The 26,992-nt window shown below is 69.9% G+C and carries 27 protein-coding genes; 12 read left to right on the forward strand and 15 right to left on the reverse strand.

The genetic code is table 11. The features are described from left to right. Positions 1–8: 8 nt before the first annotated feature. Entirely contained in the window at positions 9–698 is a 690-nt protein-coding gene (locus OG584_RS08025; RefSeq protein WP_405776483.1) for a response regulator transcription factor, read from the reverse strand. A gap of 361 nt (positions 699–1,059) precedes the next feature. Here OG584_RS08025 and OG584_RS08030 point away from each other — a divergent pair, with 361 nt between their 5' ends. From OG584_RS08030 to OG584_RS08045, 4 genes are all read left to right on the forward strand, one after another. Next, positions 1,060–1,854, forward strand: a complete 795-nt coding sequence (locus OG584_RS08030; protein WP_405776485.1) for an amino acid ABC transporter ATP-binding protein — start codon at positions 1,060–1,062, stop codon at positions 1,852–1,854. Positions 1,855–1,947: 93 nt separating this feature from the next. Next, positions 1,948–2,778 carry a glutamate ABC transporter substrate-binding protein gene (locus OG584_RS08035; protein ID WP_405776487.1) on the forward strand — a complete coding sequence of 277 codons (831 nt, stop codon included), beginning with the start codon at positions 1,948–1,950 and terminating at the stop codon, positions 2,776–2,778. A gap of 82 nt (positions 2,779–2,860) precedes the next feature. Next, positions 2,861–3,535: an amino acid ABC transporter permease gene (locus tag OG584_RS08040; protein ID WP_405776489.1), complete on the forward strand. Its 675-nt coding sequence runs from the start codon at positions 2,861–2,863 to the stop codon at positions 3,533–3,535. Next, complete coding sequence (locus OG584_RS08045) at positions 3,532–4,446, forward strand: amino acid ABC transporter permease (RefSeq protein WP_405776491.1); 915 nt, start codon at positions 3,532–3,534, stop codon at positions 4,444–4,446. Before OG584_RS08040 ends, OG584_RS08045 begins: the two co-directional genes overlap by 4 nt. A gap of 450 nt (positions 4,447–4,896) precedes the next feature. On the opposite strand, the gene OG584_RS08050 is transcribed toward OG584_RS08045, so the two are convergent. Next, positions 4,897–5,322 (reverse strand): hypothetical protein, encoded by a 426-nt coding sequence (locus tag OG584_RS08050; RefSeq protein ID WP_405776493.1) that lies wholly within the window; start codon positions 5,320–5,322, stop codon positions 4,897–4,899. Between the two features lie 419 nt (positions 5,323–5,741). Between OG584_RS08050 and OG584_RS08055 the strand changes: the two genes are divergently transcribed. The 4 genes from OG584_RS08055 (at position 5,742) to OG584_RS08070 (ending at position 8,685) form a co-directional block, all read left to right on the forward strand. Further along, positions 5,742–7,556 (forward strand): FAD-dependent monooxygenase, encoded by a 1,815-nt coding sequence (locus OG584_RS08055; RefSeq protein ID WP_405776495.1) that lies wholly within the window; start codon positions 5,742–5,744, stop codon positions 7,554–7,556. A 47-nt stretch (positions 7,557–7,603) separates the two neighbouring features. Next, on the forward strand, positions 7,604–7,675 hold the full coding sequence (locus OG584_RS08060; RefSeq protein ID WP_327299548.1) for a putative leader peptide: 72 nt from the start codon (positions 7,604–7,606) through the stop codon (positions 7,673–7,675). Between the two features lie 87 nt (positions 7,676–7,762). Beyond that, entirely contained in the window at positions 7,763–8,302 is a 540-nt protein-coding gene (locus OG584_RS08065) for a cysteine dioxygenase (protein ID WP_405776497.1), read from the forward strand. Further along, the gene (locus tag OG584_RS08070; protein WP_405776499.1) at positions 8,293–8,685 is read left to right on the forward strand and encodes a rhodanese-like domain-containing protein; all 393 of its coding nucleotides are present in this window, start codon (positions 8,293–8,295) and stop codon (positions 8,683–8,685) included. The genes OG584_RS08065 and OG584_RS08070 overlap by 10 nt, the downstream gene beginning before the upstream one ends. A gap of 83 nt (positions 8,686–8,768) precedes the next feature. Here the strand turns inward: OG584_RS08070 and recX are convergent, their stop codons facing one another. From recX to OG584_RS08090, 4 genes are all read right to left on the reverse strand, one after another. After that, the gene (gene recX / locus OG584_RS08075; RefSeq protein ID WP_405776501.1) at positions 8,769–9,482 is read right to left on the reverse strand and encodes a recombination regulator RecX; all 714 of its coding nucleotides are present in this window, start codon (positions 9,480–9,482) and stop codon (positions 8,769–8,771) included. Positions 9,483–9,485: 3 nt separating this feature from the next. Beyond that, positions 9,486–10,619 (reverse strand): recombinase RecA, encoded by a 1,134-nt coding sequence (gene recA / locus OG584_RS08080; RefSeq protein WP_405776503.1) that lies wholly within the window; start codon positions 10,617–10,619, stop codon positions 9,486–9,488. A 184-nt stretch (positions 10,620–10,803) separates the two neighbouring features. After that, positions 10,804–11,943: an AI-2E family transporter gene (locus OG584_RS08085; protein ID WP_405783928.1), complete on the reverse strand. Its 1,140-nt coding sequence runs from the start codon at positions 11,941–11,943 to the stop codon at positions 10,804–10,806. 241 nt (positions 11,944–12,184) lie between these two features. Continuing rightward, positions 12,185–12,379, reverse strand: coding sequence for a DUF3046 domain-containing protein (locus tag OG584_RS08090; protein ID WP_405776505.1), 195 nt, complete (start codon positions 12,377–12,379; stop codon positions 12,185–12,187). A gap of 78 nt (positions 12,380–12,457) precedes the next feature. On the opposite strand from OG584_RS08090, the gene OG584_RS08095 reads away from it, so the two are divergent. Next, complete coding sequence (locus tag OG584_RS08095) at positions 12,458–13,372, forward strand: hypothetical protein (RefSeq protein WP_405776507.1); 915 nt, start codon at positions 12,458–12,460, stop codon at positions 13,370–13,372. A 60-nt stretch (positions 13,373–13,432) separates the two neighbouring features. Here the strand turns inward: OG584_RS08095 and OG584_RS08100 are convergent, their stop codons facing one another. Genes OG584_RS08100 through OG584_RS08110 form a run of 3 tightly spaced genes read right to left on the reverse strand, consistent with a single transcriptional unit; the run spans position 13,433 to position 15,424 of the window. After that, on the reverse strand, positions 13,433–13,738 hold the full coding sequence (locus OG584_RS08100; protein ID WP_405776509.1) for an AzlD domain-containing protein: 306 nt from the start codon (positions 13,736–13,738) through the stop codon (positions 13,433–13,435). Further along, on the reverse strand, positions 13,735–14,541 hold the full coding sequence (locus OG584_RS08105; RefSeq protein WP_405776511.1) for an AzlC family ABC transporter permease: 807 nt from the start codon (positions 14,539–14,541) through the stop codon (positions 13,735–13,737). The genes OG584_RS08100 and OG584_RS08105 overlap by 4 nt, the downstream gene beginning before the upstream one ends. A gap of 10 nt (positions 14,542–14,551) precedes the next feature. Further along, positions 14,552–15,424 carry an AraC family transcriptional regulator gene (locus OG584_RS08110; RefSeq protein WP_405776513.1) on the reverse strand — a complete coding sequence of 291 codons (873 nt, stop codon included), beginning with the start codon at positions 15,422–15,424 and terminating at the stop codon, positions 14,552–14,554. A 58-nt stretch (positions 15,425–15,482) separates the two neighbouring features. On the opposite strand from OG584_RS08110, the gene OG584_RS08115 reads away from it, so the two are divergent. Genes OG584_RS08115 through OG584_RS08125 form a run of 3 tightly spaced genes read left to right on the forward strand, consistent with a single transcriptional unit; the run spans position 15,483 to position 21,857 of the window. After that, entirely contained in the window at positions 15,483–20,108 is a 4,626-nt protein-coding gene (locus tag OG584_RS08115; RefSeq protein ID WP_405776515.1) for an ATP-dependent helicase, read from the forward strand. A gap of 60 nt (positions 20,109–20,168) precedes the next feature. Beyond that, complete coding sequence (locus OG584_RS08120; protein WP_405776517.1) at positions 20,169–21,041, forward strand: Fpg/Nei family DNA glycosylase; 873 nt, start codon at positions 20,169–20,171, stop codon at positions 21,039–21,041. 36 nt (positions 21,042–21,077) lie between these two features. Further along, positions 21,078–21,857, forward strand: coding sequence for an SDR family NAD(P)-dependent oxidoreductase (locus OG584_RS08125; RefSeq protein WP_405776519.1), 780 nt, complete (start codon positions 21,078–21,080; stop codon positions 21,855–21,857). Between the two features lie 457 nt (positions 21,858–22,314). Here OG584_RS08125 and OG584_RS08130 read toward each other — a convergent pair whose 3' ends face one another. From OG584_RS08130 to OG584_RS08155, 6 genes are all read right to left on the reverse strand, one after another. Continuing rightward, entirely contained in the window at positions 22,315–22,785 is a 471-nt protein-coding gene (locus OG584_RS08130) for a Dps family protein (protein WP_405776521.1), read from the reverse strand. 125 nt (positions 22,786–22,910) lie between these two features. Then, complete coding sequence (locus OG584_RS08135; RefSeq protein ID WP_405776523.1) at positions 22,911–23,294, reverse strand: helix-turn-helix domain-containing protein; 384 nt, start codon at positions 23,292–23,294, stop codon at positions 22,911–22,913. A 109-nt stretch (positions 23,295–23,403) separates the two neighbouring features. Further along, entirely contained in the window at positions 23,404–23,913 is a 510-nt protein-coding gene (locus OG584_RS08140) for a CinA family protein (RefSeq protein ID WP_405776525.1), read from the reverse strand. Continuing rightward, the gene (pgsA, locus tag OG584_RS08145; protein WP_405776527.1) at positions 23,910–24,566 is read right to left on the reverse strand and encodes a CDP-diacylglycerol--glycerol-3-phosphate 3-phosphatidyltransferase; all 657 of its coding nucleotides are present in this window, start codon (positions 24,564–24,566) and stop codon (positions 23,910–23,912) included. Before pgsA ends, OG584_RS08140 begins: the two co-directional genes overlap by 4 nt. Beyond that, positions 24,563–26,026, reverse strand: coding sequence for a 30S ribosomal protein S12 methylthiotransferase RimO (gene rimO / locus OG584_RS08150; protein WP_405776529.1), 1,464 nt, complete (start codon positions 26,024–26,026; stop codon positions 24,563–24,565). Before rimO ends, pgsA begins: the two co-directional genes overlap by 4 nt. A gap of 48 nt (positions 26,027–26,074) precedes the next feature. Continuing rightward, entirely contained in the window at positions 26,075–26,911 is an 837-nt protein-coding gene (locus tag OG584_RS08155; RefSeq protein ID WP_405776531.1) for a helix-turn-helix domain-containing protein, read from the reverse strand. Between the last annotated feature and the right edge of the window lie 81 nt (positions 26,912–26,992).

The following is a 26,992-nucleotide window of genomic DNA, read 5'->3' on the forward strand; positions in this document are numbered from 1 at the left end:
TACGCGCCTCAGGCCGGAACGACGAGGCGGTAGCCGACGCCGCGCACGGTCTCGATCAGGGCGGGCAGGCGCAGTTTGGAGCGCAGCGACGCGACGTGCACCTCAAGGGTGCGGCCGGTCCCTTCCCAGCTGGTCTGCCAGACCTCGCTGATGATCTGCTCCCTGCGGAAGACGACACCGGGACGCTGGGCGAGCAGCGCCAGCAGGTCGAACTCCTTGCGGGTCAGCTGGATTTCGCTGCCTTCGACGCTGACGCGCCGGGTGGGCAGCTGTATCTCGACGGGCCCCACCCGGAGCGCGGCCGCGGGGACCGGCCCGGTGTCCTCCCCACCGCTCTTGCGCCGGCTGACGGCGTGGATCCGCGCGAGGAGCTCCCCCGTGTCGTACGGCTTGACCACGTAGTCGTCGGCGCCGAGGTTCAGCCCGTGGATGCGGGACCGTACGTCGGACCGGGCCGTCACCATGATCACCGGGGTCGTCGTGCGCTTGCGGATCCTGGCGCACACCTCGTAGCCGTCCAGGTCGGGCAGGCCGAGGTCGAGCAGGATGACCCCGAAGGGCTCCTGCTCGTCCGGCAGGAGAGCCCTCAGCGCCTCTTCACCGTTCCTGGCGTGCACCACTCCGAAGCCGTGCCTGGCCAGTACGGCGGACAACGCGGCGGCCACGTGGTTGTCGTCCTCGACGAGCAGCAGTCTCATGGGCCCCTTCCGTGGTCCGCGCTTCCTTGATCCGTACGTAGCGCGGCCCGTACGTCCTACCGCCCGTACGTCCCGCCGCGGGGACCGGTTCCGCGCCCGGACGGACTCAGCCGTACTCAGGCATCCACGCCGATGGCTGCCACACCAGTCAAGGGGGTTCCGCTTCCCTCCGGCTTTCCGTTATGCACCCGGTACTCCGATCAGGACCGCGCTCACCTGGAGTATCCGGATCGTACCCACGCGCGACCGGATCGTGATGCTCAATTTCCGCTCAGATGTAATGACGCTGGTAGGGACGTCTCATTACTGTCCTTCCCACCACAACCGCACTTGCGGCCGTGGAGGACGGAGCGAACAGCCGATGAGCGGAGTGCCAGTGATCAAGTCCGCCGAGTCCACCGAAGAGCCTTTGCCGGTGCCGGACGACCTGGTCGTACTCAGCAACGTCAACAAGCACTTCGGCGCACTGCATGTGCTCCAGGACATCGACCTGACCATCGCCCGCGGCGAGGTCGTGGTCGTCATCGGGCCCTCGGGGTCCGGGAAGTCCACGCTGTGCCGCACGATCAACCGTCTGGAGACAGTCGACTCCGGCGCGATAACGATCGACGGAAGGCCACTGCCCGAGGAGGGCCGGGAGCTCGCCAGGCTGCGTGCCGATGTCGGCATGGTCTTCCAGTCGTTCAACCTCTTCGCGCACAAGACGGTTCTGCAGAACGTGATGCTGGGCCAGGTCAAGGTGCGCGGGACCGAGAAGAAGGCCGCAGAGGAGAAGGCGCGCGCGCTGCTCGACCGGGTGGGCGTCGGAACGCAGGCCGACAAGTACCCCGCGCAGCTCTCCGGCGGTCAGCAGCAACGCGTCGCCATCGCGAGGGCGCTGGCGATGGACCCCAAGGTCATGCTCTTCGACGAGCCCACGTCGGCTCTCGACCCCGAGATGATCAACGAGGTCCTGGAGGTCATGCAGCAGCTGGCCCGTGACGGTATGACGATGATCGTCGTCACCCACGAGATGGGCTTCGCACGCTCCGCGGCCAACCGGGTCGTCTTCATGGCCGACGGGAAGATCGTCGAAGAGGCTGCCCCGGACCAGTTCTTCAGCAACCCCCGCAGTGACCGCGCCAAGGACTTCCTGTCGAAGATCCTTCACCACTGATTCCGGGACCGATCCCGGCCAATTGCGGCTGCCCGGACCGACTCAGGTCCGGCTGAACCGACTGGCCAATGACTTACGCGAGGAAGTTCATCCATGAAGCTGCTCAAGGCAAGTGCGGCAGCCGCCGCGGTTCTGGCTCTCTCCCTGACCGCCACCGCCTGCGGTTCGGGCAAGGACGACTCGGCCGGCGGTGGCAAGAAGGTCACCATCGGTATCAAGTTCGACCAGCCCGGTGTCGGCCTGAAGACGCCCGACGGCAAGTACGAGGGTTTCGACGTCGATGTCGCCCGGTATGTCGCCAAGTCCCTCGGCTACTCCGAGAAGCAGATCGAGTGGAAGGAGGCCCCGAGCGCGGAGCGCGAGAACCTGATCTCGGCCGGTGACGTCGACTTCGTCGTAGCCAGTTACTCCATCACCGACGAGCGCAAGCAGAAGGTCTCCTTCGCCGGCCCCTATCTGCTGGCCCACCAGGACCTGCTGGTCCGCGCCGACGACAAGACGATCACCAAGGCGACGGACCTCAACTCGAAGAAGCTGTGTTCGGTGACCGGCTCCACTTCGGCACAGAACATCAAGGACAAGCTCGCCCCCAAGGCGGACCTGCTGAAGTACGGCGGGTACTCGGAGTGCCTGACCGGGCTGGAGAACAAGGCTGTTGACGCGCTGACCACCGACGACGACATCCTCGCCGGTTACGCCTCGCAGAAGGAGCACCAGGGCAAGTTCAAGCTCGCCGGCCTGAAGCTGAGCGACGAGAACTACGGTATCGGCCTGAAGAAGGGCGACACCGCACTCCAGGGCAAGATCAACAAGGCGCTCGGAAAGATGGTCTCGGACGGCTCCTGGGCCGCCGCGGTGAAGAAGAACTTCGGTCCGGCCGGTTACAAGAACGAGCCTGCTCCGAAGATCACGGCAACCAGCTGACCCTCGGTCGGCGCGCCGTCCGGTGAACCCATGGGGTACCGGCGGCGCGCCGCGCCGTCCGACACGGGAGAGCGCAGGCAACGTGTTCGACTTTCTTGATTCCGGGCAGTACGACCTGCTCGGCGCCTTCTGGGTAACGGTGCAGCTCACCGTGTACTCAGCGATAGGTTCCCTCATCTGGGGAACGCTCCTGGCCGGCATGCGGGTCAGTCCGGTCCCGCTGATGCGCAGCTTCGGCACCGCCTACATCAACATCGTCCGCAACGTCCCGCTGACGGTGATCATCGTCGGCTGCTCGCTGGGGCTCAACCAGACGCTGGGCTTCTCTCTGGGCGCCAGCAACTTCGACGACATCGGCTTCCGCCTGTCCGTGCTCGGCCTGGTCGCGTACACCGGAACCTTCGTCTGCGAGTCGCTACGCTCCGGCATCAACACCGTTCCGGTGGGCCAGGCTGAGGCGGCTCGCGCACTGGGACTCAGCTTCACCCAGGTCCTGACCCTGATCATCCTTCCGCAGGCCTTCCGCGCGGTCGTCACTCCCCTGGCGAACGTGCTGATCGCGCTCACCAAGAACACCACGGTGGCGGCGGCGATCGGTACGGCCGAAGCCGCGAGCCTGATGAAGGACATGATCGAGAACGAGAGCGACAAGCTGATCGCCGTCTTCGCGGTCTTCGCTTTCGGCTTCATCGTTCTCACCCTTCCGACCGGCCTGATCCTCGGCTGGGTGGCCAAGCGAGTGGCGGTGAAGCGATGACCTCGGTGCTGTACGACACCCCCGGCCGCCGTGCCAAGCGACGGAACGTCGTCTACACGGTCTTCTTCCTCGTGGTGCTAGCGCTCGCCCTCTGGTGGGTCCTGACGACCCTGGCGGACAAGGACCAGCTCGCGGCCGCGAAGTGGAAGCCCTTCGTCACGGACTCCGAGGTCTGGACGACGTATCTGCTTCCCGGGCTGGTCGACACGCTCAAGGCCGCGGCTCTGTCGATCGTGATCGCGCTGCCGTTCGGCGCGGTACTCGGTCTCGGACGCCTCTCCGACCACGCGTGGGTCCGCTGGATCTCCAGTGTCGTGGTGGAGTTCTTCCGCTCCATTCCTGTGCTGCTGCTGATGGTCTTCGCCAATCAGCTCTACATCCAGTACGGCGACCTCGAATCCGACATCCGGCCGTTGTACGCGGTGGTCACCGGCCTGGTGCTCTACAACGCTTCGGTCATCGCCGAGATCGTCCGGGCCGGTGTGCTCACCCTGCCCCGCGGTCAGACCGATGCCGCCAAGGCGATCGGGATGCGCAAGGGCCAGACGATGACGAATGTCTTGCTGCCGCAAGCCGTCACCGCCATGCTTCCGGCCCTCGTCAGCCAGCTCGTCGTCATCGTCAAGGACACGGCGCTGGGCGGGGCCATGCTCGGCTTCACCGAACTGCTTTCGCGGAACCGGCAGATCACAGCGAACTACGGCGCCAACACCATCGCCACGCTCGTCGTGATCGCGCTCATCTACGTTGTGATGAACTACTTGCTCACGCTGTTCGCCAGCCGGCTCGAAGGGCGGCTGCGCCGCGGCAAGAAGTCCACCGGCGCCGTCGTCGACGCCGGTCCCGGCGGCGGCCTGGCGACCATCCCCGCCCCGGCGTCCTCGACCGCCGACGAGGGCCAGCCGATCTGACGGACACGGCATCGGTGAGGGGCGGCAGGCTCACTGCCGCCCCTCACCGCGTTCCGCGGTCCGGTGCGGCCGGACCGAACACTTCGCGCCGCTGGACACAGACGGTCTCGGCCTGCCGACGGCGAGGGCATGCCGTGCGGGTGAGGACAGGAACACGAATCCATTCACCCTCCCCTGCACCGGAGGTGACCAGGCCGGGGCGCATTCTGCCGTTGCGGGATCCAGCAGCTCGCTCACCCACCGGCGCAGCACCGCAGAAGCGAAAAAGGGCCCGTCAGTTTCCTGACGGGCCTTTTCCGAAGACCAGGGTCAAAGATCTCCGTTCACCCCTGAACCCGGCGCCAGACACACACCAACGTAATGGGAAATGCATATCCCGCCACCATCATGCAAACCCGGTGCCGAATTCATTCCCCGATTTCGGGGTGCACATCCGAAGCCATCCGGCCCTTACTTATATTTGTACGTGGCGTGAGCCACACTGGAGACCGGCCAGTAGTCGCTGTCCTTGGGAGATCCCTGCGATCCCGTACCGGAGTTGGAACCTCGATACGTCCATCCCTTGGTGGCCTTGACCGAGACGGTCTTCGTCGTGCAGCTTCTGGCCTTGGAGCAAGCCTTCCCGGCCGAGACGAACGTCTTTCCGCCGTTTCCGGAGAGCGCCACGGTGGGCCGCTGTATCAGGATCGGCTTGTCACAGAGCTGCCGTGAGTACGCATGCACCTTTCCCCCGCTTCGCCAGACGGCCACGTAGTTCGTACAGCCCTTGTACTTCTTTCCGTGAGCTGTTTCCAGCGCGCTGGCCCCGCTGCTCGACATGACAACGCATGCCAGAGCGGCCGAACCGATGCCCAAGCCCCGAATGATCCTGTTCACGTTCTTCCCCCTCTTGTTCGCACCGACCTGAACTCCGCAACAACGAAAGTTACCGAGCCGTCAGTAATTTGAACGTATCTCGCAGCGAGATCACATTGGATCGATTTGAGGAAATTTTGAGCTTGCGGGCAGAGAAGAGAAACAAGGAACCGTGAGTGCTCGGCCTCCGGTGGAAGAGGGCCGAACGGACCGCGAGGGCTTCCCCGGGGGCATACCGGTCCGGCGCCTCCATATACGCGGTCTGCTCAGCGCTCGGTGTCATACGAACTCCCGCCATGCTTCGTGGACTGGGCACGGCGCGCTGTGCAGTCTGCTCGCTTGACGCAAGCACCCCCAGTGGGTTGCATACGTTCTGTGATCGTGTACCGGGCGCAACCTGCCATCAGTCACTTCTCCGCACGGGTTCGAGGAGCCGCACCGTGGACCCGGTGATCATCGTCGGCGCGGGCCCTGTCGGGCTCGCGCTGGCCCTTGCGCTCGCCGCGCAGGACGTCCCCTCCGTCGTGCTCGACGAGGGGGCGGGCGACGGGACACCGCGCCCAGCACGCACAGTCGTACTGCGCCCGGACACAGCCGACTTCCTCGGGCGATTGGGCTGCGCGACCGCCCCGGGTGAGGCAGCCCGCTGGACGGCCTGGCGGTCCCTCAGGCGGAACCAGCAGGTGGAACGGGTCGAATTCGACGAGGCCGGCAGTGCGTCGTCCGGCCACAGGGAGCCCAGCGGCCCCGAAGGCGCTGACGGCGCCGCCGTCAGCGGCGGCTTGGAAACCCGTTCGGACGCATCCGCCTCATCCGGCTCATCCGGCCCGCACGGATTTCCTCGGCCCGAAGCATCCGGCCGGCTCGACCGGTTCGACGGGCTCGACGGGCTCGACGGGCTGGGCTCGGGAGGGCCCTCTCCCGTACATCTGCCCCAGCACGCCCTGACACGCGGGCTGCGGGCCGCTGTCGCGGCCCGGAAGCAGGTGAAGCTGGTCCCGGGCAGCCGGGTGGACACCGTGGAACAGGACGGCAGCGGCGTCACCGTGCACACGGCGGGACCGCACGGCACCTGGTGGCGGGGCAGCCATCTGGTCGGCTGCGACGGAGCCCGGTCCACGGTCCGCAAACTGCTCGGCGTCAGGTTCCCCGGGCGTACGGCGGTGGAGCGGCACGCGGTAGCCGCACTGCGCACCGAACTACCTTGGCCCGGTGAGGCGTTGCTGCACCGGCGGCCACCGTGGCGCACCGGCGGCGAAGAGGTGACGGCCCGTCCGCTGCCGGACGACGTCTGGCGGATCGACTGGCTGCTTCCCCCGCGCGCCGAACTGGTCACCCCCGAAGCGCTGGTGGCCCGGGTCAGGGCCGCGCTGGCGGGCTGGTGCGGCGAGACACCTCCGTACGAACTGATCGACACCGGCGTGTACACCTTGCACCACCGGCTCGCCAGGCGCTGGCGAGTGGGCCGGGCGTTCCTCGCGGGGGACGCCGCGCATCTGCTGGGCGCCCTCGGTACGCAGGAGCTCGACGAGGGGCTGCGGGACGCGGACAACCTTGCCTGGAAACTGGCGCAGACCTGGCATCACGCGGCCTCCGAGCGACTCCTCGACAGCTACCAGGCGGAGCGGCGCGCAGCCGTGGCCGCACGGCTGCGCGCCGCGGACCAGTCACTGCCGATACTGCGCGGCGGCGGGCTGCGGGCGTATCTGCCCGGCAGGGCGCGCGGACACGACGCCCTTCTCGCGGACGGCCATCTGGGCGGCGGCGCGCTGGGCGCGCCGCCCGTGTACGACCGCTCGCCCCTGTCCCCTCCGTACACCCCGTCGCAGACAGCCGTCGGCACCGGCGAGGGCGCCCTCGTCGCCGACGTCCGGGTCACGGCGCCGGACGGTACCGCCGTACAGCTGCGGGACCGGCTCGGACGCGGGCATCTGCTGATCGTGCTGGTCGCACCGGGTACGGGGGTGTGGGACCGGCGGCACTGGCTGAAGGCGGGCGTGATGCCGAGGCTGGCCGCCGCGGTGAGCGCGCTCCCGGTCAAGGGCGAACTCCTGGTGGCCGAGGCCTATCCGGGCGCATCGGCGCACACGGTGCTGCTGGTGCGCCCCGACGGGCATCTGGTTGCGGCCTTCAACGGGGTGCGCCCCGCCGAACTGTACGAAGCCGCCGACGCCGCACGGGGCGGGGCACCCGCAACGGCACCGGCATCGGCATCCGCATCGGTCCCGGAAGAGAGCACCGCGGACATCAATTGACCGTCGTGGGCGCACATGGTGTACTGCGGAGCGTGACCGACACCGATGTGCGCCTGTGGCGGAGGGTCCATATGGACCTCGTCCGCTATGCGGGCTGCATGTGTCGCCCGTCCCGCTGATTCGCCCTTTCCTTCTGTGCCTGCGCCGCGCCGTGCTGTTCCGGGCTGCCGCGCCGCACATCCCCGCGAACCATCCGGACGGTCACCATGTCTCTCTCCGCACCTCTGCCTGCCCCTGCTCCCGTGCGCTCCGCGCCACCCACCGCCGGCCGGCTCCTCGACTTCGTACGCCGTACCGCCGCCGATCCTGAACTCGTCCGCTCGCTCCCCCTCGATCCCGAGGGCCGCACCTGGATCCGGCTCGACGGGCCGGGCGGGAGCGAGGCCTGGCTGATCGGCTGGCCGCCGGGCACCGGTACCGGCTGGCACGACCACGGCGGCTCCCTGGGCGCGTTCGCCACCGCGGCGGGTGGGCTCACGGAGGACTCGCTGGCCGCACGGCTGCCCACCGAGGGGTGGAAGACACTCGAACTGGCCGACGGCGTCGACCGCACCCGGCAGCTGGCACCCGGTGACGGGCGGGCCTTCGGCGCGCACCACGTCCACCAGGTCCTCAACGAGTCGGCCGCCGACCACGCGATCTCGGTGCATGCCTACTATCCGCCGCTGCCACTGATGCGGCGCTACAGCCGCAGCGGCCCCCTGCTCCGCCTCGAGCAGGTCGAGCGCCCCGGGGAGTGGGAGTGAGCGAGCCGGTCTCCATCGATGAGCTGCTGGAAACGGTGCGGTCGGGTCTCGACCGCATCGGGCCCCAGGAGGCTTTCGCCGCCGCGGCGCACGGGGCATTGCTGGTGGACATCCGGTACGCGGCACTGCGCGAGCGCGACGGGCTGATCCCCGGGGCGCTGGTCGTCGAGCGCAACGAACTGGAGTGGCGGCTGGATCCACGGGGCAGCCATCGTGCGCCGCAAGCCACCGGTCATGACCTGCGGACCGTGGTGATCTGCAATGAGGGGTACGCGTCCTCCCTGGCCGCGGCCTCCTTGCGGCAGCTGGGCCTGTACCGGGCGACGGACCTCATCGGCGGATTCCAGGCCTGGCGCGCTGCGGGGCTCCCGGTCGACGGATAGCAGAGAGTCGAGATGCAGTCCGTGCGACCCGCACGGGAGCCAACAGTGCGTGCTACCGGCACGGGGAGCCGGTGGCTGGGCTGTCAGTCGCCCGGGAACTCCCCGTGCTCCAGGTCCGCCGCATCCTCGCCCTCTTCCTCCAGGGCACGCCTGACCACGCGCAGGGCCATACCTTCCGCGTATCCCTTGCGGGCGAGCATGCCCGCGAGGCGGCGCATCCGCCGGTCCCGGTCCAGGCCCCGGGTCGAGCGGAGCTTTCGGGCGACCAGCTCGCGGGCGGTCTCCTCCTCCCGCTCCGGATCGAGCTGTCCGACAGCCTCCTCGATGAGCTCGGAGTTCACGCCTTTGGTGCGGAGCTCCCGCGCGAGTGCCCGTTTGGCGAGGCCCCGCCCATGGTGGCGGGATTCCACCCAGGCATCCGCGAAAGCCGCGTCGTCGATGAGCCCGACCTCTTCGAAGCGGGACAGCACCTCATCGGCGACCTCGTCGGGGATCTCCCGCTTGCTCAGCGCGTCGGCCAGCTGCTTACGGGTGCGCGCGGTCCCGGTGAGCAGGCGCAGACAGATGGCCCGCGCCTGCTCAGCCGGATCCTGAGGCTTCCGCCGGCTCGACTCCCGGGACCCGCGCTCCCCGGACCGCTGCTCCCCGAACCCTTGTTCCGGGGACCGCTGCTCCCCGAAACGTGACGGTCGTGACTGCTGCCGCGGCCGTCCCCGTTCTCCATCCCCCTGTGCCCTCTCGCCTGCTCCTTCGCCCTCGGAGCCGGTGGCCTCCGGCCATTCGGTTCTCCGGACCATGGATCAGCTCTTGGCGGCAGCGGTCTTGGCCGTCTTGGCCTTGCCACCGGCCGGAGCGGGCACCGTCTTGACGGCCTCTTCGGTCACTGCCGCATCCGCGGCGGCCGCGCCGGCCTCGACCCCCAGCTCGGCCTCACGCCTGACACCGATACCGAGCTTCTCGAGGATCTTCTTCTCGATCTCATTCGCGAGATCGGGGTTGTCCTTCAGGAAGTTGCGGGCGTTCTCCTTGCCCTGTCCGAGCTGGTCGCCCTCGTACGTGTACCAGGCCCCGGCCTTGCGGACGAAGCCGTTCTCCACGCCCATGTCGATCAGGCCGCCCTCGCGGCTGATGCCCTGGCCGTAGAGGATGTCGAACTCGGCCTGCTTGAAGGGCGGTGCGACCTTGTTCTTGACGACCTTCACCCGGGTGCGGTTGCCGACCGCGTCGGTACCGTCCTTCAGCGTCTCGATCCGGCGGATGTCGAGCCGGACCGAGGCGTAGAACTTCAGCGCCCGGCCACCCGTGGTGGTCTCCGGAGAGCCGAACATGACGCCGATCTTCTCGCGGAGCTGGTTGATGAAGATCGCGGTGGTCTTCGACTGGTTCATCGCGCCGGTGATCTTCCGGAGCGCCTGGCTCATCAGCCGGGCCTGCAGACCCACGTGCGAGTCGCCCATCTCGCCCTCGATCTCCGCCCGCGGCACCAGAGCCGCGACGGAGTCGATGACAACCAGGTCGAGCGCACCGGAGCGGATGAGCATGTCGACGATTTCGAGCGCCTGCTCGCCGTTGTCCGGCTGGGAAAGGATCAGGTTGTCGATGTCGACGCCGAGCTTCCTCGCGTACTCGGGGTCGAGCGCGTGCTCGGCGTCGATGAAGGCCACCTGGCCGCCGAGACGCTGCGCATTCGCCACCGCGTGCAGCGTCAGCGTCGTCTTGCCGGAGGACTCCGGCCCGTACACCTCGACCACACGGCCACGCGGCAGACCGCCGACGCCCAGCGCGACGTCGAGGGCGGTCGAGCCCGTGGGGATGACCTCGATGGGCTCGTTGGGCCGCTCGCCCAGGCGCATGACAGCGCCCTTGCCGAATTGCCGTTCAATCTGGGCGAGAGCGGCGTCCAGCGCCTTCTCGCGGTCGTTGCCTGCTGCCATGGGTTCCACCCGATTTGCTTGAGTCGATCGCTTCACGTCAATGACGCTAACCCCTGCCACTGACAATGGGCTCCGAAGCCCGCCCTGCCTGTGGACAACTCAGTGGACAACTCGTCCGGGCACCGGGCCGGATCCCCATAAGAATGTCTGTTCGATTTTGCTGTCAAGTCCGCCACGCGGCAGGTCAGACGTTGCTGTCCTCGCTGCTCCCCTGCGGCGGGATCCGCCCCTGGAACAGTGATCTCCGCAGCCCTCGTACGTCGCGGAATCCCCGCCTGCCGTGGACACGCGGGTCGTCCGTCACGTCGTACCGCTTCACGTAGGCCCCCAGGAACGCCTGGAGGGTCGCCACCGCGGGGATGGCGATCAGCGCACCGACCGCTCCCAGCAGCGCGGTGCCCGCGATGACCGAGCCGAAGGCCACCGCGGGGTGGATGTCGACGGCTTTCGCCGTGAGTTTCGGCTGGAGCCCGTAGTTCTCGAACTGCTGGTAGACCACCACGAAGACCAGCACCCACAGCGCGTACCAGGGGTTCACGGTGAAGGCGAGCAGCATGGGCAGAGCGCCCGCCAGATACGTGCCGATGGTCGGGATGAACTGGGAGACGAGACCGACCCACACCGCGAGCGCGGGGGCGTACGGCACATTCAGCACGACGAGCAGGATGTAGTGCGCGCCGCCGGAGATCAGCGCCATCACGCCACGCGAGTAGAGGTAGCCGCCGGTCTTGTCGACGGCGATCTCCCAGGCCCTCAGCACCTCGGTCTGCTTCGACGGGGGCAGTACGGAGCAGAGCGCTCGCCTCAGGCGTGGACCGTCGGCCGCGAAGTAGAAGGCGAACAGGAAGATCGTCAGGAGCCGGAAGAGGCCGCCCAGCACGGTCGTCGAGACGTCGAGTACGCCGCTCGCGCTGTTCTGGACGTACTTCTGCAGCCAGTCCGAGTGCAGCAGGCTGTCCTGGACCTGCACCCGCGACAGCTTGCTGTGGAAGGTGTGGTTGGTCCAGTTGATCACCAGGTCCAGGTACTTGGGGAACTCCTCGACCATGTCCACGATCTGTCCGGCAAGCATCGAACCGAGCAGGAAGACGAAACCGGCCACCGCGAGCGCCACACCGAAGAAGACCAGGAAGGTGGCGAGCCCGCGGCGCATTCCGCGCGCCGCCATGCGCCCCACCGCCGGCTCCACCGCGAGAGCCAGGAAGAAAGCGATGAGGATGTTGGTCAGCAACCCGATCAGCTGGTAGAACGCCCAGCTGCCCAGCTGGAAGCAGGCGATGAGTGCCAGTGCGAGCACCATCGCCTTCGGCAGCCAGCGCGGCATCAGCGCCCGCCCCGGCGGCCGGCCGCCGTCAGGGGCGGCCGGAGGGGGCTGCGCTGCGCCCGGGGCCCGGTCGGTGGTCGTCCCGGCCGCGGCCGCCCGGTCTGCGGTCGTCCGGTCCGCGGCGGTCTCGTCCGGGGTCATCTGGTCCTCGGCAGTCTCATCGGTCGATCGGTCGGTGGCACTGGCCCAGTGTCGCCCACCCGTGGGGCACCCGGTCGCACGCCCCGGCCGCCGGCGGCACTCAGCGCCGGCCCTCCGGGATCCCCGCCGCGGCGCAGACACCCCGCCAGACGTCCTTCGTCTCCCAGCCCGCGGCCAGTGCCTCATGCACCGTACGGCCGCCCAGCTCCGCCATCACATGGTCGCGGGCGAACGAATCGGCGTACACCTCGCCGAAGTGCTCAGCCATCCGCTCCCAGAAAATCGTCAACCGCATGACTTCAGTATCCAGCCCCGAGAGTGCAGCCCCACCCGTCTCCCTTGTCGCGGGCTCTTTCCGCTCTACCTTCGGAACATGGCTGGCACCGGAGCATCTCCTCTCGCACGCGCCGAGCACTTCATCTGGCTGACGGCCCGGGTGCTGGAGCAGCGGCGGTTCGCGTACCACTTCCTCGACGGGCGTGCCGACGCGGTCGAGGCCGCGCTCGCCGCCTATCTCAACGAGGACGGGGGCTACGGCCACGCGCTCGAACCCGATCTTCGCGGACCGGTCAGCCGGCCCCTGCACACCGCGCACGCGCTGCAGGTACTCGACTCGGTGGGACGCTGCGGCGGTATGCGGGTGGAGCGGGTGTGCCGGTATCTGACCGAGGTGTCCACCAGGGACGGGGCGCTCCCCGCAGCACTTCCCTCCCAACGGGGCCATCCGCCCGCCCCCTTCGTCCCCGTCGCCGACGACCCGCCGAGTGAGCTGCTGGCCACCGGGCCGGTGGTGGGCCTGCTGCACCGCAACCAGGTGTGGCACGCCTGGCTCTTCCGGGCGACCGACTTCTGCTGGACGGCGGTAGACGCCCTGGAGCATTCCCATCCGTACGAGATCCAGGCGGCGGTCGCCTTCCTGGACGGTGTCCCCGACCGGTCGCGGGCCGAGGCGGCGGCCGACCGGCTGGGCCGTCAGGTGCGGGAGCAGCGGCTGGCCGTGCTGGAGCCGGCGGACCGCGCCTCGTATCGGGTCACGCCGGGGTACGCGCCGGGGGAACAGCACTTCCCGTACGACTACGCGCGCGTGCCCGGCTCTCTGGCGCGCGGCTGGTTCACCGACGAGGAAATGGCCCGCTCGCTGGACTTCCTCGCGGAGGAGCAGCGCGACGACGGCGGCTGGCCCGTCAACCGGCGTTCCCGGGCGCCCGGCCCGCGGATCGAGGCGCGGTCCGTAGTGACGGTTGAGGCGCTGCTGACGCTGCGGGCCCACGGACGCACAGTCGTCTGACCGGTGTCGCGCCGGGCACACCGCGGCACGGGCGGCGGGCCGGACCCGCGGAACGCGGATTCAGCCCAGCGCGCGCACCCCTGCGGTGACCGCGACGGCTGCGGCGACGACCACCAGAAAGGGGGCGCGCAGCACCAGTGCAAGCGCTGCTGCGGCGAGGCCCACGCCCCTCGCGTCCAGGACGAGGTGCTGCCCGCCTCCGAAGGTCTCCTGAGCGGTGAGAGCCGTCAGCAGGGCGACGGGCAGCAGCGCGGACAGCCGCTTGACGAGGGGCCGCTCAAGCGTGCCTGCGGGAATCAGCAGACCGAGCAGTTTGACGAGATAGCAGCCGAAGGCCGTCACCCCGATCGCGATCCAGACGCTCAACGCTCCTCCTCGTCCGCCATGTCTTTTTTGCTCACGCCGTGCTTCTCCGCTCCAGCTCCGGCCGTGCGGAGGATCGTGGGCCCCTTCGGCTCCTCGGTACGGCCCTTGAGGAACAGCACGGCCGGAGCGGCCAGCGCCGCGACCAGCACGGGCACCCCACCGGGCAGCAGCGGCAGTGCTCCGAGCTCCAGGACTACGGCGAGCCCGGCGACCGCCCGCTCAGCGGACGTGCGCAGCATGGGAGCCAGCAGGGCCAGGAAGACCGCGGGACCGGCCGCGTCGAGGCCCCAGGCGCCGGTGTCGCCGATCGCCTGGGCGCCCAGCGCACCGCCCAGCGTGGTGAGGTTCCACAGCACGTAGAGCGACAGACCGGTGACCGTGAATCCGAGCCGGGCGGCACGCCGGGTGGGCTGGGCGAGAGTGACCGCGGCCGTCTCGTCGATCACCCAGTGGGCGGCGAAGGGCCGTACGGCACGCGGCAGTGCCAGCAGCTGGGAGAGCCGCAGTCCGTAGAAGGTGTTGCGGACACCGAGGAAGAAGGCGCCCGCGGCGGCGGCGAAGGGGTTTCCGCCCGCCGCCAGTGCGCCGACCAGCGCGAACTGCGAGGCCCCGGTGAAGACCAGCAGGCTGAGGAGACAGGTCTGCAGCAGGCTGAGACCGGAGCCCGCCGAGGTCACGCCGAAGGCGAATCCGGAGAGTCCGACCGCCACGCCGACGCCGAGCGCGTCCCTGATGACGGCCGCGTCCGGTCTGGGCTCCGGTGCTGTGCCGATGTCCGTGAGTGCTCTGTGTTCGCTTGCCACCCGGCGGACGTTACGAGGAACGGTCCGGCCCGGTCTTGTACGTTCTTGCGCGCCCCCGCTGGTACGAGCCCGGCGGCACCCCCACGATCCGGGTGAAGTGCCGGTTCAGATGCGGCTGGTCGGTGAACCCGACCGCGGCGGCCGCGTCCGCGGGGGTCGTGCCCGCATCAAGGAGGTGCCGGGCCCGGCGGACGCGCGCGTCGGTGAGCCAGGTGTGCGGCGGCATGCCGTATGCCTCCCGGAAGGCACGCAGCAGGGCGAAGGGGCTGGTGCCGAGGCCGGCGGCGAGGCGGTCCAGGGACGGCGGACGCACCATCCGTTCCTCCAGCACGGCACGGGCACGGGCCGCGTTGTCCGCGCCGGCCGTACGGGGCGGACGCTCGGGGAGCCGCCCCCCGTGAGTGCGCAGCAGCCGGGCGACGGCGAGCCTCAGCAGGCTGTCGGCGGCCAGCGCGTTGCCCTGCTCGGCGGCCTGGTGCACGGCGACGACGAGCCGGGCGGCCTGCGGTTCGTCCACGACCGGCGAGGTGAAACCGACCGCGCCGGCGAGTGTGCTGATGTCGGCGGCGACCTCCGCGACAAGCCCGGCTTCCGGGTAGAGCGTGCGGTAGGCCCAGCCGTCGGGCGCGCCGGCGAATCCGGTGTGCGCGGTGTCGGGGTTGACGAGGGCGAGCTGCCCCGCTCCGGCCCTGACGAGCTGGTCGCGGTGGTGGAACGCCTCGACGCCGTGGGTGATCGCGGCGATGACGAACGTCTCGTGCGTATGCCGGGCGAAGGATTTCCGGATGTAGCGGGCATGCAGGAGGTCGACGCCCGGCAGCCCGTCGAGCCGCCAGTGCCGTGCCCGTTCCTCGCCGTCCGGTACGTCCGCTTCCATGGCCATGGCCCCATTGTTTCCCCAGGTCCGGGCGGTTGTCAGTGGTGGGGTGCACGATGGGGACATGGTGAGGTCAGCGCTCGATTCCTTCTCCCCCGCGACCCGCGGCTGGTTCTCGGGGGCCTTCACTGCGCCCACCCCCGCCCAGGACGGGGCGTGGCGGGCGATCGGTGCCGGCTCCGATGTGCTGGTCGTGGCGCCCACCGGCTCCGGCAAGACCCTCGCCGCGTTCCTGGCCGCCCTCGACCAGCTGGCTTCGGCGCCCCCGCCCGCCGAAGCCAGGAAGCGCTGCCGGGTCCTGTACGTCTCACCGCTCAAGGCGCTCGCCGTCGACGTCGAGCGCAATCTCCGCAGCCCGCTCACCGGCATCCGCCAGGAGTCGGTGCGGCTCGGACTCCCGGAGCCCGATGTGCGGGTCGGTATCCGCTCCGGCGACACCCCGGCCGCCGAGCGCCGGTCGATGTCGGTGCGGCCCCCGGACATCCTGATCACCACCCCCGAGTCGCTGTTCCTCATGCTCACCTCGTCCGCCCGGGACGCGCTGGCCGGTGTCGAGACGGTGATTCTCGACGAGGTGCACGCCGTGGCGGGCACGAAGCGCGGTGCGCATCTCGCCGTGTCCCTGGAGCGTCTCGACGAGCTGCTCCCACGCCCGGCACGCCGTATCGGCCTGTCCGCGACGGTCCGGCCGGTGGACGAGATCGCGCGCTACCTCTCACCTCAGCGCAAGGCCGAGATCGTGCAGCCTCCCTCGGGCAAGGAATTCGACCTGTCGGTGGTCGTCCCCGTCGAGGATCTCGGTGAGCTGGGCGGTTCACCGGCCTCCGACACGGACCCGGACAAGGCGGAGAAGCCCTCGATCTGGCCACACGTCGAGGAGCGCATCGCGGATCTGGTCCAGGCCCACCGCTCGACGATCGTCTTCGCCAACTCCCGGCGTCTCGCGGAGCGTCTGTGCAACCGGCTGAACGAGATCGCGTACGAGCGGGCCACCGGCGAGGTCATGCCGGAGGCCCACTCGCCCGCCGAGCTGATGGCCGAGTCGGGTGCCGCCAAAGGCGCGCCGGCGCTGCTGGCCCGCGCCCATCACGGCTCCGTTTCCAAGGAGCAGCGAGCCCAGGTCGAGGAAGATCTGAAGGCGGGCCGGCTGCCTGCCGTGGTGGCCACGTCCAGCCTCGAGCTGGGTATCGACATGGGCGCGGTCGATCTGGTGATCCAGGTCGAGTCACCGCCGTCGGTGGCGTCCGGTCTGCAGCGTGTGGGGCGGGCTGGGCACCAGGTGGGTGCCGTGTCCACCGGGGTCGTGTTCCCCAAGTACCGGGGGGACCTGGTGCAGGCCGCGGTGGTGACCGAGCGCATGCGGACCGGCTCGATCGAAGCGCTGCGTATCCCGTCGAATCCTCTGGACGTGCTGGCTCAGCAGCTGGTCGCCATGGTCGCTCTCGACAGCCGGCAGGCCGACGATCTGCTCGCGGTGGTCCGGCGCGCGGCGCCGTTCGCCGCGCTTCCCGAGTCCGCCTTCACAGCGGTCCTGGACATGCTCGCCGGACGCTATCCGTCCGACGCCTTCGCGGAGTTGCGCCCGCGCGTGGTCTGGGACCGGATCGCCGGTACGGTCACGGGCCGCCCCGGAGCACAGCGCCTCGCTGTCACATCCGGCGGCACCATCCCCGACCGCGGGCTCTTCGGGGTGTTCCTCGCCGGGTCCGACCCCAAGAAGGGCGGGGGGCGGGTCGGCGAGCTGGACGAGGAGATGGTGTACGAGTCGAGGGTGGGCGACGTCTTCACACTCGGCACCACCTCCTGGCGCATCGAGGACATCACCCGCGACCGGGTGCTGGTCACCCCGGCCCCCGGGGTGCCGGGCCGGCTGCCGTTCTGGAAGGGCGACCAGCTGGGCCGCCCGCTCGAACTGGGCCGCGCCGTGGGGGCGTTCCTGCGTGAGGTGGGCGGGCTCACCCCGGACGACGCCCGGCTGCGCCTGCTCGCCGCTGGGCTCGACGCCTGGGCCGCGGACAACGTCCTCTCCTACCTGGACGAGCAGCGCCGCGCCTGCGGTCATGTGCCGGACGACCGAACCATCGTCGTCGAGCGGTTCCGTGACGAACTGGGCGACTGGCGGGTGGTCGTCCACTCCCCGTTCGGCGCGCAGGTGCACGCGCCCTGGGCGCTCGCCCTCGGCGCCAAGCTCTCCGAGCGCTACGGAATGGACGCCCAGGTCATGCACGCCGACGACGGGATCGTGCTCCGGCTCCCCGACGCGGACCTGATGGGCCTCGACCTGCTGGACGGTGATCCCGCCGCGCCCGGCAGCGAGTACGACACCGAACAGGCCCCGCTCGGCGCGGCCGATGTGGCCTTCGACAAGAGCGAGATCAACCAGATCGTCACCGACCAGGTCGGCAGTTCCGCGCTCTTCGCCTCCCGCTTCCGCGAGTGCGCCGCCCGTGCCCTTCTCCTGCCGCGCCGCAGCCCCGGAAAACGGACACCGCTGTGGCAGCAGCGCCAGCGGGCCTCGCAGCTCCTCCAGGTGGCGAGCGAATTCGGCTCGTTCCCGATCGTCCTGGAAGCCGTCCGTGAATGCCTCCAGGACGTTTTCGACGTCCCGGGCCTCACCGAGCTGATGGGCGACATCGAGTCGCGCCGCGTACGGCTCGTCGAAGTCACCACGACCGAGCCGTCGCCCTTCGCCCGCTCGCTCCTCTTCGGCTATGTCGCCCAGTTCCTCTATGAGGGCGACTCCCCGCTCGCCGAGCGCCGGGCGGCGGCTCTCTCGCTCGACTCCCGTCTCCTGGCAGAGCTGCTCGGCCGCGCCGAGCTGCGCGAGCTGCTCGACGCCGACGTGCTGGACCAGCTGGAGAGCGAGCTCCAGTGGCTGACGGAGGACCGGCGGATCAAGGACGCCGAGGGGGTCGCCGACCGGCTGCGACTGCTGGGGCCGCTGACCGAATCCGAGCTGACCCGGCGCGGGGCGGAACCGCACTGGGCTCAGGACCTCACGGCCGCCCGCCGCGCCATCCGGGTCCGCATCGCGGGCGTCGACCACTGGGCGGCGATCGAGGACGCGGGGCGGCTTCGCGACGCGCTCGGCACCGCGCTCCCGGTGGGGGTGCCCGAAGCCTTCACCGAACCGGTCACGGATCCGCTGGGCGACCTGCTCTCACGTTTCGCCCGGACTCACGGGCCATTCACCTCTTCGACGGCAGCGGCGCGCTTCGGCCTGGGCAGCGCGGTCACGGACGGCGCTCTCCAGCGGCTCGCCGCGACCGGCCGCGTCGTCCAGGGCGAGTTCCATCCGTCCGGCATCGGCCAGGAGTGGTGTGATGCCACGGTGCTGCGCAGGCTCCGCCGACGCTCTCTGGCGGCGCTGCGCGAGGAGCTCGAACCGGTACCGCCCGAAGCGCTCGCCTCGTTCCTGCCCCAATGGCAGCATCTGGGGGCAGGCAGCCTGCGCGGCATCGACGGCCTGGCGCGCGCTGTCGAACAGCTTCAGGGTGCGCCGGTCCCTGCCTCTGCTCTGGAGCGGCTGATCCTGCCGTCGCGGGTATCCGGCTACACCCCGGCCCTCCTCGACGAACTCACCACCACGGGCGAGGTCGTATGGGCCGGAGCGGGTGCGCTCCCCGGCAAGGACGGCTGGGTCTCGCTCTTCCTCGCGGACAGCGCGCCTCTGCTCGTTCCGCCGCCGCACCTGCTGGAGCTGAGCGCGCTGCACGAGTCCGTCCTCCAGGCCCTCGCCCCCGGATACGGGCTGTTCTTCCGTCAGCTCAAGGACCATGTCCGGGCCACCACCCATCCAGACTGCACCGACCCCCAACTGGCCGACGCGGTCTGGGATCTGGCCTGGTCGGGGCGGCTGACCAACGACACCCTGGCTCCGCTGCGCTCCCTGCTCGGCTCGGGCCGCACCGCGGGGTCCACCGCTCACCGCGCCCGGCGGACGGTCCCACGGGGGCGCTACGGCTCCCTCACCGCTGCGGCGCGCCCCGTGTCGCGCACCGGCCCGCCGACCGTGGCGGGGCGGTGGTCTCTGCTCCCGCCCGCCGAGTCCGACACCACGCACCGTGCACACGCCCTGGCCCGTACCCTCCTGGACCGGCACGGTGTCGTCACCCGCGGCGCGGTCGCGGCCGAGGGGATCGAGGGCGGCTTCTCCGCGGTCTACCGCGTCCTCTCCGCGTTCGAGGACAGTGGCCAGGCACGCCGGGGCTACGTCGTGGAGGGCCTGGGCGCCGCCCAGTTCGCGATGGACGGCGCGGTCGACCGGCTGCGCGCCGCAGCGACCGCACACGACCGCACGGATTCGGGGGCGCCGGCCCGGGCACTGGTGCTGGCCGCAGCGGATCCGGCGAACGCTTACGGGGCAGCTCTGCCGTGGCCGGAGTCCCCGGGCGGAGTGGGCCACAAGCCCGGCCGCAAGGCCGGGGCTCTGGTCGTTCTGGTGGACGGAGAGCTGATCCTCTACATGGAGCGCGGCGGCAAGAGTCTGCTGGCCTGGCCCACCGAGCCCGACAGCCCCAGACTGCTCGCGGCCGGACAGGCACTTGCCGCATCGGCCGCGTCGGGGGCGCTCGGCACCGTGACCGTCGAACGCACCAACGGCGCGTCCGCCCTCACATCCGACCTGGGCCGGACTCTGGAAGCAGCTGGTTTCGTGGCCACCCCGAGGGGGCTGCGGCTGCGGGCCTGAACCCACCCGCTACGCGGTGCACAGCTGCAGCCGGCCCCGAAGCACCCGCATCATGGAGGCATGCCCGAAGGAGACAGCGTCCACCAGGCGGCCCAGCGGCTGCACACGGCGCTGGCCGGACACGTCCTCACCCGCTTCGACCTGCGTGTTCCCCGGTTCGCCACCGCAGACCTCACCGGACGCACCGTCCTCGACGTCACCGCGCGCGGCAAACATCTGCTGATGCGGCTCGAAGGCGGGCTCACCCTGCACAGCCATCTGCGTATGGACGGCAGCTGGAAGGTCTACGCCCCGTCCGAGCGGTGGCGCGGTGGCCCGGCGTACGAGATCCGGGCTGTCCTCGGGACTGCGGGGCCCACCGCAGTCGGCTACCGCCTCCCCGTACTCGAACTGCTGCGCACCGCCGACGAGAGCACAGTCGTCGGCCACCTCGGCCCGGATCTTCTGGGCCCCGACTGGGACCCCGGGACCGCCCTCGCCAATCTGCTGGCGGACCCCGTCCGACCCCTCATGGAAGCCCTGCTGGACCAGCGCAACCTGGCCGGTGTCGGCAATGTCTTCGCGGCGGAGATCTGCTTCGTGCTGCGCGCCGCTCCCTGGCTGCCCGTCGGCCGGCTCCCCCGGCCCGAAAGGGCGGTGACCGTCGCGAAGAGGCTCCTCGATGCCAATCGCGACCGTCCCGTCCGCACCACCACGGGGCGGCCGGACCAGCGTCTGTACGTCTACGGCCGGGCGCCCCGGCCCTGCCTTCGCTGCGGCACCTCCATCCGCAGAGCGGTCCGGAGCGAGCGCGGCAGCGAGCGTCCGACGTACTGGTGCCCGCAATGCCAGGCAGACCCCAGCAGTCCTGCCGACCCCACCAGCAGCCCTGCCCCTCCCACCGACCCGAGCAACACCGGCAACCACCGGCAACACCGTTACCGAAGCCACTAGTTGACGGGTCGTCAGGTCAGGTCGTACGGTCCCGTCATGTCCGTCACGTCGTACGACCTCACCGGCCGCACCGCGTTCATCACCGGCGCCGCGAGCGGCATAGGCCGCGCAAGCGCCCTGCTGCTCGCGGAAGCAGGCGCCACCGTCCACTGCGCGGACCGCGACGAATCAGGGTTGCGCGAGACCGTCGCCGGGATCGGCGCGGCGGGCGGCGCTGGCCATCCCCATCCGCTGGACGTCTCCGACCGCGGCGCTGTGGAGGCAGCTGTCGAGGCGGCCGCCTCGGCGTCGGGGCGGCTGGACATCCTGGCGGCCGTCGCGGGGATCATGCACAGCAGCCCGGTCCTGGAAACTCGGGACGAGGACCTCGACCGCGTTCTCGCCGTCAATTTCAAGGGCGTGCTGTACGCCTGCCAGGCGGTGGCCCGCAGCATGATCGCGACGGGTACAGCGGGAAGCATCGTCACGATGGCGTCGGGCGCCGTGGACACCGGCGGACCTGGACTTCTCTGTTACGGCGTGACGAAAGCGGCCGTTTTCCAGCTGACGAAGACGCTCGCGACCGAGGTGGGCCGGCACGGGATCCGGGTCAACGCGGTCGCCCCCGGCTGGATCCGCACACCCATGACGGAGCGGCACAACAACACCGAGGCCCAGGCGCACACCGCCGCCCTCATGTCCCGGATGTCCCCGCTGGGCCGGGTGGGAACCCCCGAGGACGTCGCGCACACGGTCCTGCACCTGGCGTCCGACGCCGCCGCCTTCACGACCGGTCAGATCGTGCGGCCTAACGGCGGCGTCGCCATGCCCTGGTAGACCCCACCCCGGCGGACCACGCCTCGGTGGACCGCGACGCCCCGGCCCCGTGACCGCCCGAAGGCCGCCCGCCCGAAGGCCGCCCGCCCGAAGACCACCTGCCCGGAGGCCGTCCGCCCGGAGGCCGCCTGCCCGGAATCGCCACCACGTGTATCGGCAGAAGACTCAGCCCCCACCCCCCGATGGCGACGGCGCCCTCCAGCGGCCCGGAGTCGCCGGGCGCGAGCACCAGTCTCAGGACGGCCCACCACCACACACCACCTACCACTATCGCCGGCACCACCGCCGGCACCCACTGCCGCACCATGGCCGCCTCCTCCGGCTGAAGCCGGTGTCGCGGCCGGACGGATTCACCGGCGCACTGCACCCGGGAGCCCTGTCCGGCCGGAGCGCAGGCCGGGGCCCCTCACCCGGCGGGAGGGCCCGCAAGGTGCCCACCCAGCGCATATCCGCACGGTTACGCGCTCTCCGCCTGGTACATCCAGGCATGCTTCTCCAGAGCCGCGGTCACTGCGATGAGCAGATCCTGCGTGACCGGGTCCGGAGCATCGGTGGCGGCGATCCGCTCCCGCATCCGCGAGATGACAGCGCCGAGCGCGTCCACCAGCGTCCGAACGGCGTCGGTGTCGTTGATCCACCCTTCGGGAACCTCGCGGATCGCACTGGTCCTGGAGACCGTCGCGGCCCGTCCGTCCGGCGCCACACCGATCGCGGAGGCCCGCTCGGCCACCGTGTCCGTGTACTGCCTGGCGGTGTCGACCACTTCGTCGAGCTGGAGGTGCACCGACCGGAAGCGCGGCCCGACCACATTCCAGTGCACCTGCTTGGCGACCAGCGACAGATCGACAAGATCCGCGAGTGCGCCCTGGAGCGCGTCTCCGACCACTTTCAGATCGGCTTCGGGCAGAGAGCTCTTCACGCCAGACATGCAGGGCCTCCCATACGTTCGTACGTTTCCACCACCATGGCACAAATATCCGTAACACGGACATTCAGGGCAGCAAAACGGCCCCGCCCGGTCCCTGAGGACCAGCCGGAGCCGGGAAGCACGTACTAGGCCGCTACAACATTCACGGCTTCGGCGGGCGTCTTGATCGTCACCCGCTCGGTGGGAACACCCGCGACCGACGTCACGGGCACGGAATTGAGCATCGAGCGTACCGGCACAGGCACGGGCTCAGTCGACGCTGCCGATTCGGCCAGCTCCGCGAGCGACAGTTCGTCGCTCACTTCTCGCATGAGCTCGGACATCCGCACGTCAAGCGCGTCGCAGATAGCGGAGAGCAGCTCGGAGGATGCCTCCTTCTGCCCCCGCTCCACCTCGGACAGATAACCGAGAGAGACTCGGGCGGACGAGGAGACTTCGCGCAGAGTACGGCCCTGGCGCTGGCGCTGCCGACGCAGCACATCACCCAACAGGCGACGGAGCAGAATCATCGGTGGCTCCCTCCTCGGACCGCGTAGCCGCATCCTTCACGCCCCACCGTACCGCCTTGCGCCGCGGCCGTGCGGGGAGCGATGTCGTGTTCACTCAGGGCTGCAAACATCAATTCCCCCCGTTCTCTTCCGTATCCTGTGTCCGCACATTCCCACGGAGTTCACCGCAGAGCAGTCCGAGAACGCCCAGCACGCTCTCCTTACGGATTTCCGCCCGGTCCCCGTTCAACCGCAACGAGGCCAGATTCTCCGCCCCGCCCGGTCCGCGGACCGCGACGTACACCGTCCCGACAGGCTTCCCGTCCTGCATATCAGGACCGGCGACACCAGTGGTGGCCAGCCCCCAGTCCGCGCCGAGCACCCGCCGCACTCCGGCCGCCATCTGCCGGGCGACCTCGGGGTCCACCGCACCGCGCTCGGCCAGCAGGGCCCCGTCGACGCCGAGGACCTCCCGCTTGAGCGCCGTCGCGTACGCCGTGACGGACCCGCGGAAGACCCGGGAGGCCCCAGGGACAGAAGTGAGCTCGGCGGCCAGCAGACCGCCGGTGAGCGATTCCGCGACAGCGAGGGTCTCCCCCCGTTCCGCCAGGAGCTCCAGCACCCGGGCCGCCGATGTCACCGGGCGGCCCGCTCGGACGCGAGCCCCTGCCGGCGTGCGGTCACGGCCTGCTGTACGTAGTCGAGCCCCGTCACGACGGTCAGCACCACCGCGACCGCCATCACCCAGAACCGCATGGTCGCCAGTGGCCCGGTCAGCGCCAGGACGTACATCCCCACAGCCGTACCCTGGGCCAGCGTCTTGATCTTGCCTCCGCGGCTGGCCGGGATCACCGCGTGCCTGATCACCCAGAACCGCATCAGGGTGATCCCGAGTTCCCGGAAGAGGATCACGCCGGTCACCCACCAGGGCAGATCCCCGAGGTACGAGAGGCAGACCAGCGCGGCTCCCATGATCGCTTTGTCCGCGATGGGGTCGGCGATCTTCCCGAAGTCGGTGACGAGGTTGTACGTCCTGGCCAGATGACCGTCGAAGACATCGGTGATCATCGCGACGGCGAAGGCCGCCCAGGCGTACGCCCGCCACGCCGGGTCGTAGCCACCGTCGTGAAGCAGCAGCAGCACGAACCCCGGCACGAGTACCAGCCGCACCATGGTCAGCAGATTGGCGACATTCCACAGGCTGGCCTGATTGACCACCGCAGCGCCCACCTTGCCGGCGGACGCCGGTTTGGCACCGGTACCGCCCGTGGCGGACGCCGGGACTCCGGTCATCTGGCTGCCTCCTCACCAAGACATTCGGCCACCAGGTCGACACCTTCGGTACCGACCACCTTCGCCACGACCATACGGCCGGGCACCAGCCCCTCGCCTGCCGTGAACATCACCTGCCCGTCCGTCTCGGGCGCCTGGTGCGCGGCCCGGCCCACAGCGCCGTCCTCGCCGTCCACCGACTCGACGAGCACCGACAGCGTCTCTCCCAGCCGCTCCTCGGCCCGCTGCGCCGTCAGCTCCTCTGCGAGGCGTGAGATGTGCTCGAGACGTTCGGCGATGACATCGGCGTCCAGCTTGTTCCCGTAGCCGACCGCCTCGGTGCCGTCCTCGTCGGAATAGCCGAAAACGCCGATGGCGTCGAGCCGCGCGCCGGTGAGGAAACGCTCCAGCTCGGCCAGATCGCTCTCGCTCTCACCGGGGAAGCCCACGATGAAGTTGGAGCGGACACCGGCCTGCGGCGCCTTCCCCCGGATGGTGTCGAGCAGCTCCAGGAACCGGTCGGTGTCCCCGAACCGGCGCATCGCACGGAGCACACCGGGCGCCGAGTGCTGGAAGGAGAGGTCGAAGTACGGGGCGACCTTCGGCGTCGACGTCAGGACGTCGATGAGACCCGGACGCATCTCGGCGGGCTGCAGATAGCTGACCCGGATCCGCTCGATGCCCTCGACGTCGGCGAGCTCGGGCAGCAGGGTCTCAAGCAGCCTGATGTCGCCGAGGTCCTTGCCGTACGAGGTGTTGTTCTCGGAGACCAGCATGACCTCCTTGACGCCCTGCCCGGCCAGCCAGCGCGTCTCTCCGAGGACATCGGAGGGGCGCCGCGAGATGAAGGACCCGCGGAAGGACGGGATGGCGCAGAAGGAGCACCGCCGGTCGCAGCCGGAGGCCAGCTTCACCGACGCGACCGGGCTGTTGCCGAGCCTGCGGCGCAGAGGCGCGCGGGGCCCGGACACCGGGGCGACGCCCTCCGGCAGGTCCTCGGGCGGGGTGTCCTGCGCGTGGCCGGGGAGCGCCACGCCTGGCGTCTCCTGGCGCTCGGCCGGGCTGATCGGCAACAGCTTGCGGCGGTCGCGCGGCGTGTGCGAGGCGTGGATTCCGCCGTTCAGGATGGTCTGGAGGCGGTCGGAGATATCGGCGTAGTCGTCGAATCCGAGGATTCCGTCCGCCTCGGGGAGCGCTTCGGCAAGATCCTTGCCGTACCGCTCGGCCATACAGCCGACGGCGACAACGGCCTGCGTCTTGCCGTGATCCTTGAGATCGTTGGCTTCGAGCAGGGCGTCGACGGAGTCCTTCTTGGCGGCTTCGACGAATCCACAGGTATTGACGACGGCCACATCCGCGGCGGCGGCATCCTCGACGAGGTCCCAGCCGTCCGCTGCCAAGCGGCCTGCGAGCTCCTCCGAGTCCACCTCGTTACGGGCGCAGCCAAGAGTGACAAGGGCGACGGTACGGCGTTCGGGCATGGGCTCAAGACTACTTTGTCCCGGCCCACGCCCGTCGCGCGAGGGTGATCAGCCCGCCTCGGGGTCACCCTTCGTGTAGGACAGACGCTCGACCTGACCGGTCTGGAAGTCGTTGTGGACGTCCTTGCCGTTCACGAAAAGCTGGATCGCGCCGGCGTTCCCGAGGATCAGATCGACCTGCTGCGGGTCCGTGAAGGTCTTGGACGCGCCCTTGGCCAGAACGCCGTCGAAGAGCAGCTTTCCGTTGTGTGCCTTCGCCGAGATCCAGCTCTTGTCGTCGACGGCCGACAGTTTCACCGTCACCTTGTCCTTCGGGACGGCCGCGATGGCGCTGTCCGAGGCGGCGGGAGTGCTGGGCTTGGGGTCGGCGGGCTTGCTGGAGGTGGTACCGGCCGGCTTCGTGGCGGTCGTGGGGCCTTCGGCGACCTGCTTGCTGCCCTTGTCGCCGCTGCCACCGGTGAACATGGTGAAGCCGACGAAGCCGACCACGGCGACGATCGCCGCGACCATGGCCGCGGTCCAGTTCGGCCGGCGGCGCTCGGGCTTGATCCGTTCCGCGTCGAAGAGCGGAGCGACCGGGGTGGGCTCGGGACGGCCGCCGTGCTCCGCGTCGTACTGCTCGACGAGGGCCGCCGGGTCGACAGCCACGGCGCGCGCCAGCGTACGGATGTGACCGCGCGCGTACACGTCGCCGCCGCAGCGGGAGAAGTCGTCGAGCTCGATCGCGTGCACGATGGGAATGCGCACCCGTGTCGCGGCACTGACTTCCTCGAGCGTCAGGCCTGCGGCGGTGCGGGCCTGTTGGAGGGTCTGGCCGATGGAGGGCCGGTCGTCTTCGGACGAGGTCGAAGGCCGGTCGTCTTCGGGGGAGTTGCCGATGGACACGGGGGCGCCTTTCGAGCGTGAGCCACCTGCTGGATGTTCAGTCTAGGGGGGCGGTGAAAGGGTGGGGCAACCTGAGGGCGC

Source organism: Streptomyces sp. NBC_00859 (assembly GCF_045161865.1).
Classification (GTDB): Bacteria; Actinomycetota; Actinomycetes; order Streptomycetales; family Streptomycetaceae; genus Streptomyces.

What these genes read in the sequence shown, in the direction of transcription:
- OG584_RS08025 (WP_405776483.1), bottom strand. Translation starts at nt 698, where the DNA reads ATGAGACTGCTGCTCGTCGAGGACGACAACCACGTGGCCGCCGCGTTG.
- OG584_RS08045 (WP_405776491.1), top strand. Translation starts at nt 3,532, where the DNA reads ATGACCTCGGTGCTGTACGACACCCCCGGCCGCCGTGCCAAGCGACGG.
- OG584_RS08135 (WP_405776523.1), bottom strand. Translation starts at nt 23,294, where the DNA reads ATGATTCTGCTCCGTCGCCTGTTGGGTGATGTGCTGCGTCGGCAGCGC.
- OG584_RS08030 (WP_405776485.1), top strand. Translation starts at nt 1,060, where the DNA reads ATGAGCGGAGTGCCAGTGATCAAGTCCGCCGAGTCCACCGAAGAGCCT.
- rimO (WP_405776529.1), bottom strand. Translation starts at nt 26,026, where the DNA reads ATGCCCGAACGCCGTACCGTCGCCCTTGTCACTCTTGGCTGCGCCCGT.
- OG584_RS08035 (WP_405776487.1), top strand. Translation starts at nt 1,948, where the DNA reads ATGAAGCTGCTCAAGGCAAGTGCGGCAGCCGCCGCGGTTCTGGCTCTC.
- pgsA (WP_405776527.1), bottom strand. Translation starts at nt 24,566, where the DNA reads ATGACCGGAGTCCCGGCGTCCGCCACGGGCGGTACCGGTGCCAAACCG.
- OG584_RS08130 (WP_405776521.1), bottom strand. Translation starts at nt 22,785, where the DNA reads ATGTCTGGCGTGAAGAGCTCTCTGCCCGAAGCCGATCTGAAAGTGGTC.
- OG584_RS08065 (WP_405776497.1), top strand. Translation starts at nt 7,763, where the DNA reads ATGTCTCTCTCCGCACCTCTGCCTGCCCCTGCTCCCGTGCGCTCCGCG.
- recX (WP_405776501.1), bottom strand. Translation starts at nt 9,482, where the DNA reads ATGGTCCGGAGAACCGAATGGCCGGAGGCCACCGGCTCCGAGGGCGAA.
- OG584_RS08110 (WP_405776513.1), bottom strand. Translation starts at nt 15,424, where the DNA reads ATGGCCATGGAAGCGGACGTACCGGACGGCGAGGAACGGGCACGGCAC.
- OG584_RS08085 (WP_405783928.1), bottom strand. Translation starts at nt 11,943, where the DNA reads ATGCCGCGCTGGCTGCCGAAGGCGATGGTGCTCGCACTGGCACTCATC.
- OG584_RS08095 (WP_405776507.1), top strand. Translation starts at nt 12,458, where the DNA reads ATGGCTGGCACCGGAGCATCTCCTCTCGCACGCGCCGAGCACTTCATC.
- OG584_RS08090 (WP_405776505.1), bottom strand. Translation starts at nt 12,379, where the DNA reads ATGCGGTTGACGATTTTCTGGGAGCGGATGGCTGAGCACTTCGGCGAG.
- OG584_RS08115 (WP_405776515.1), top strand. Translation starts at nt 15,483, where the DNA reads ATGGTGAGGTCAGCGCTCGATTCCTTCTCCCCCGCGACCCGCGGCTGG.
- OG584_RS08125 (WP_405776519.1), top strand. Translation starts at nt 21,078, where the DNA reads ATGTCCGTCACGTCGTACGACCTCACCGGCCGCACCGCGTTCATCACC.
- recA (WP_405776503.1), bottom strand. Translation starts at nt 10,619, where the DNA reads ATGGCAGCAGGCAACGACCGCGAGAAGGCGCTGGACGCCGCTCTCGCC.
- OG584_RS08120 (WP_405776517.1), top strand. Translation starts at nt 20,169, where the DNA reads ATGCCCGAAGGAGACAGCGTCCACCAGGCGGCCCAGCGGCTGCACACG.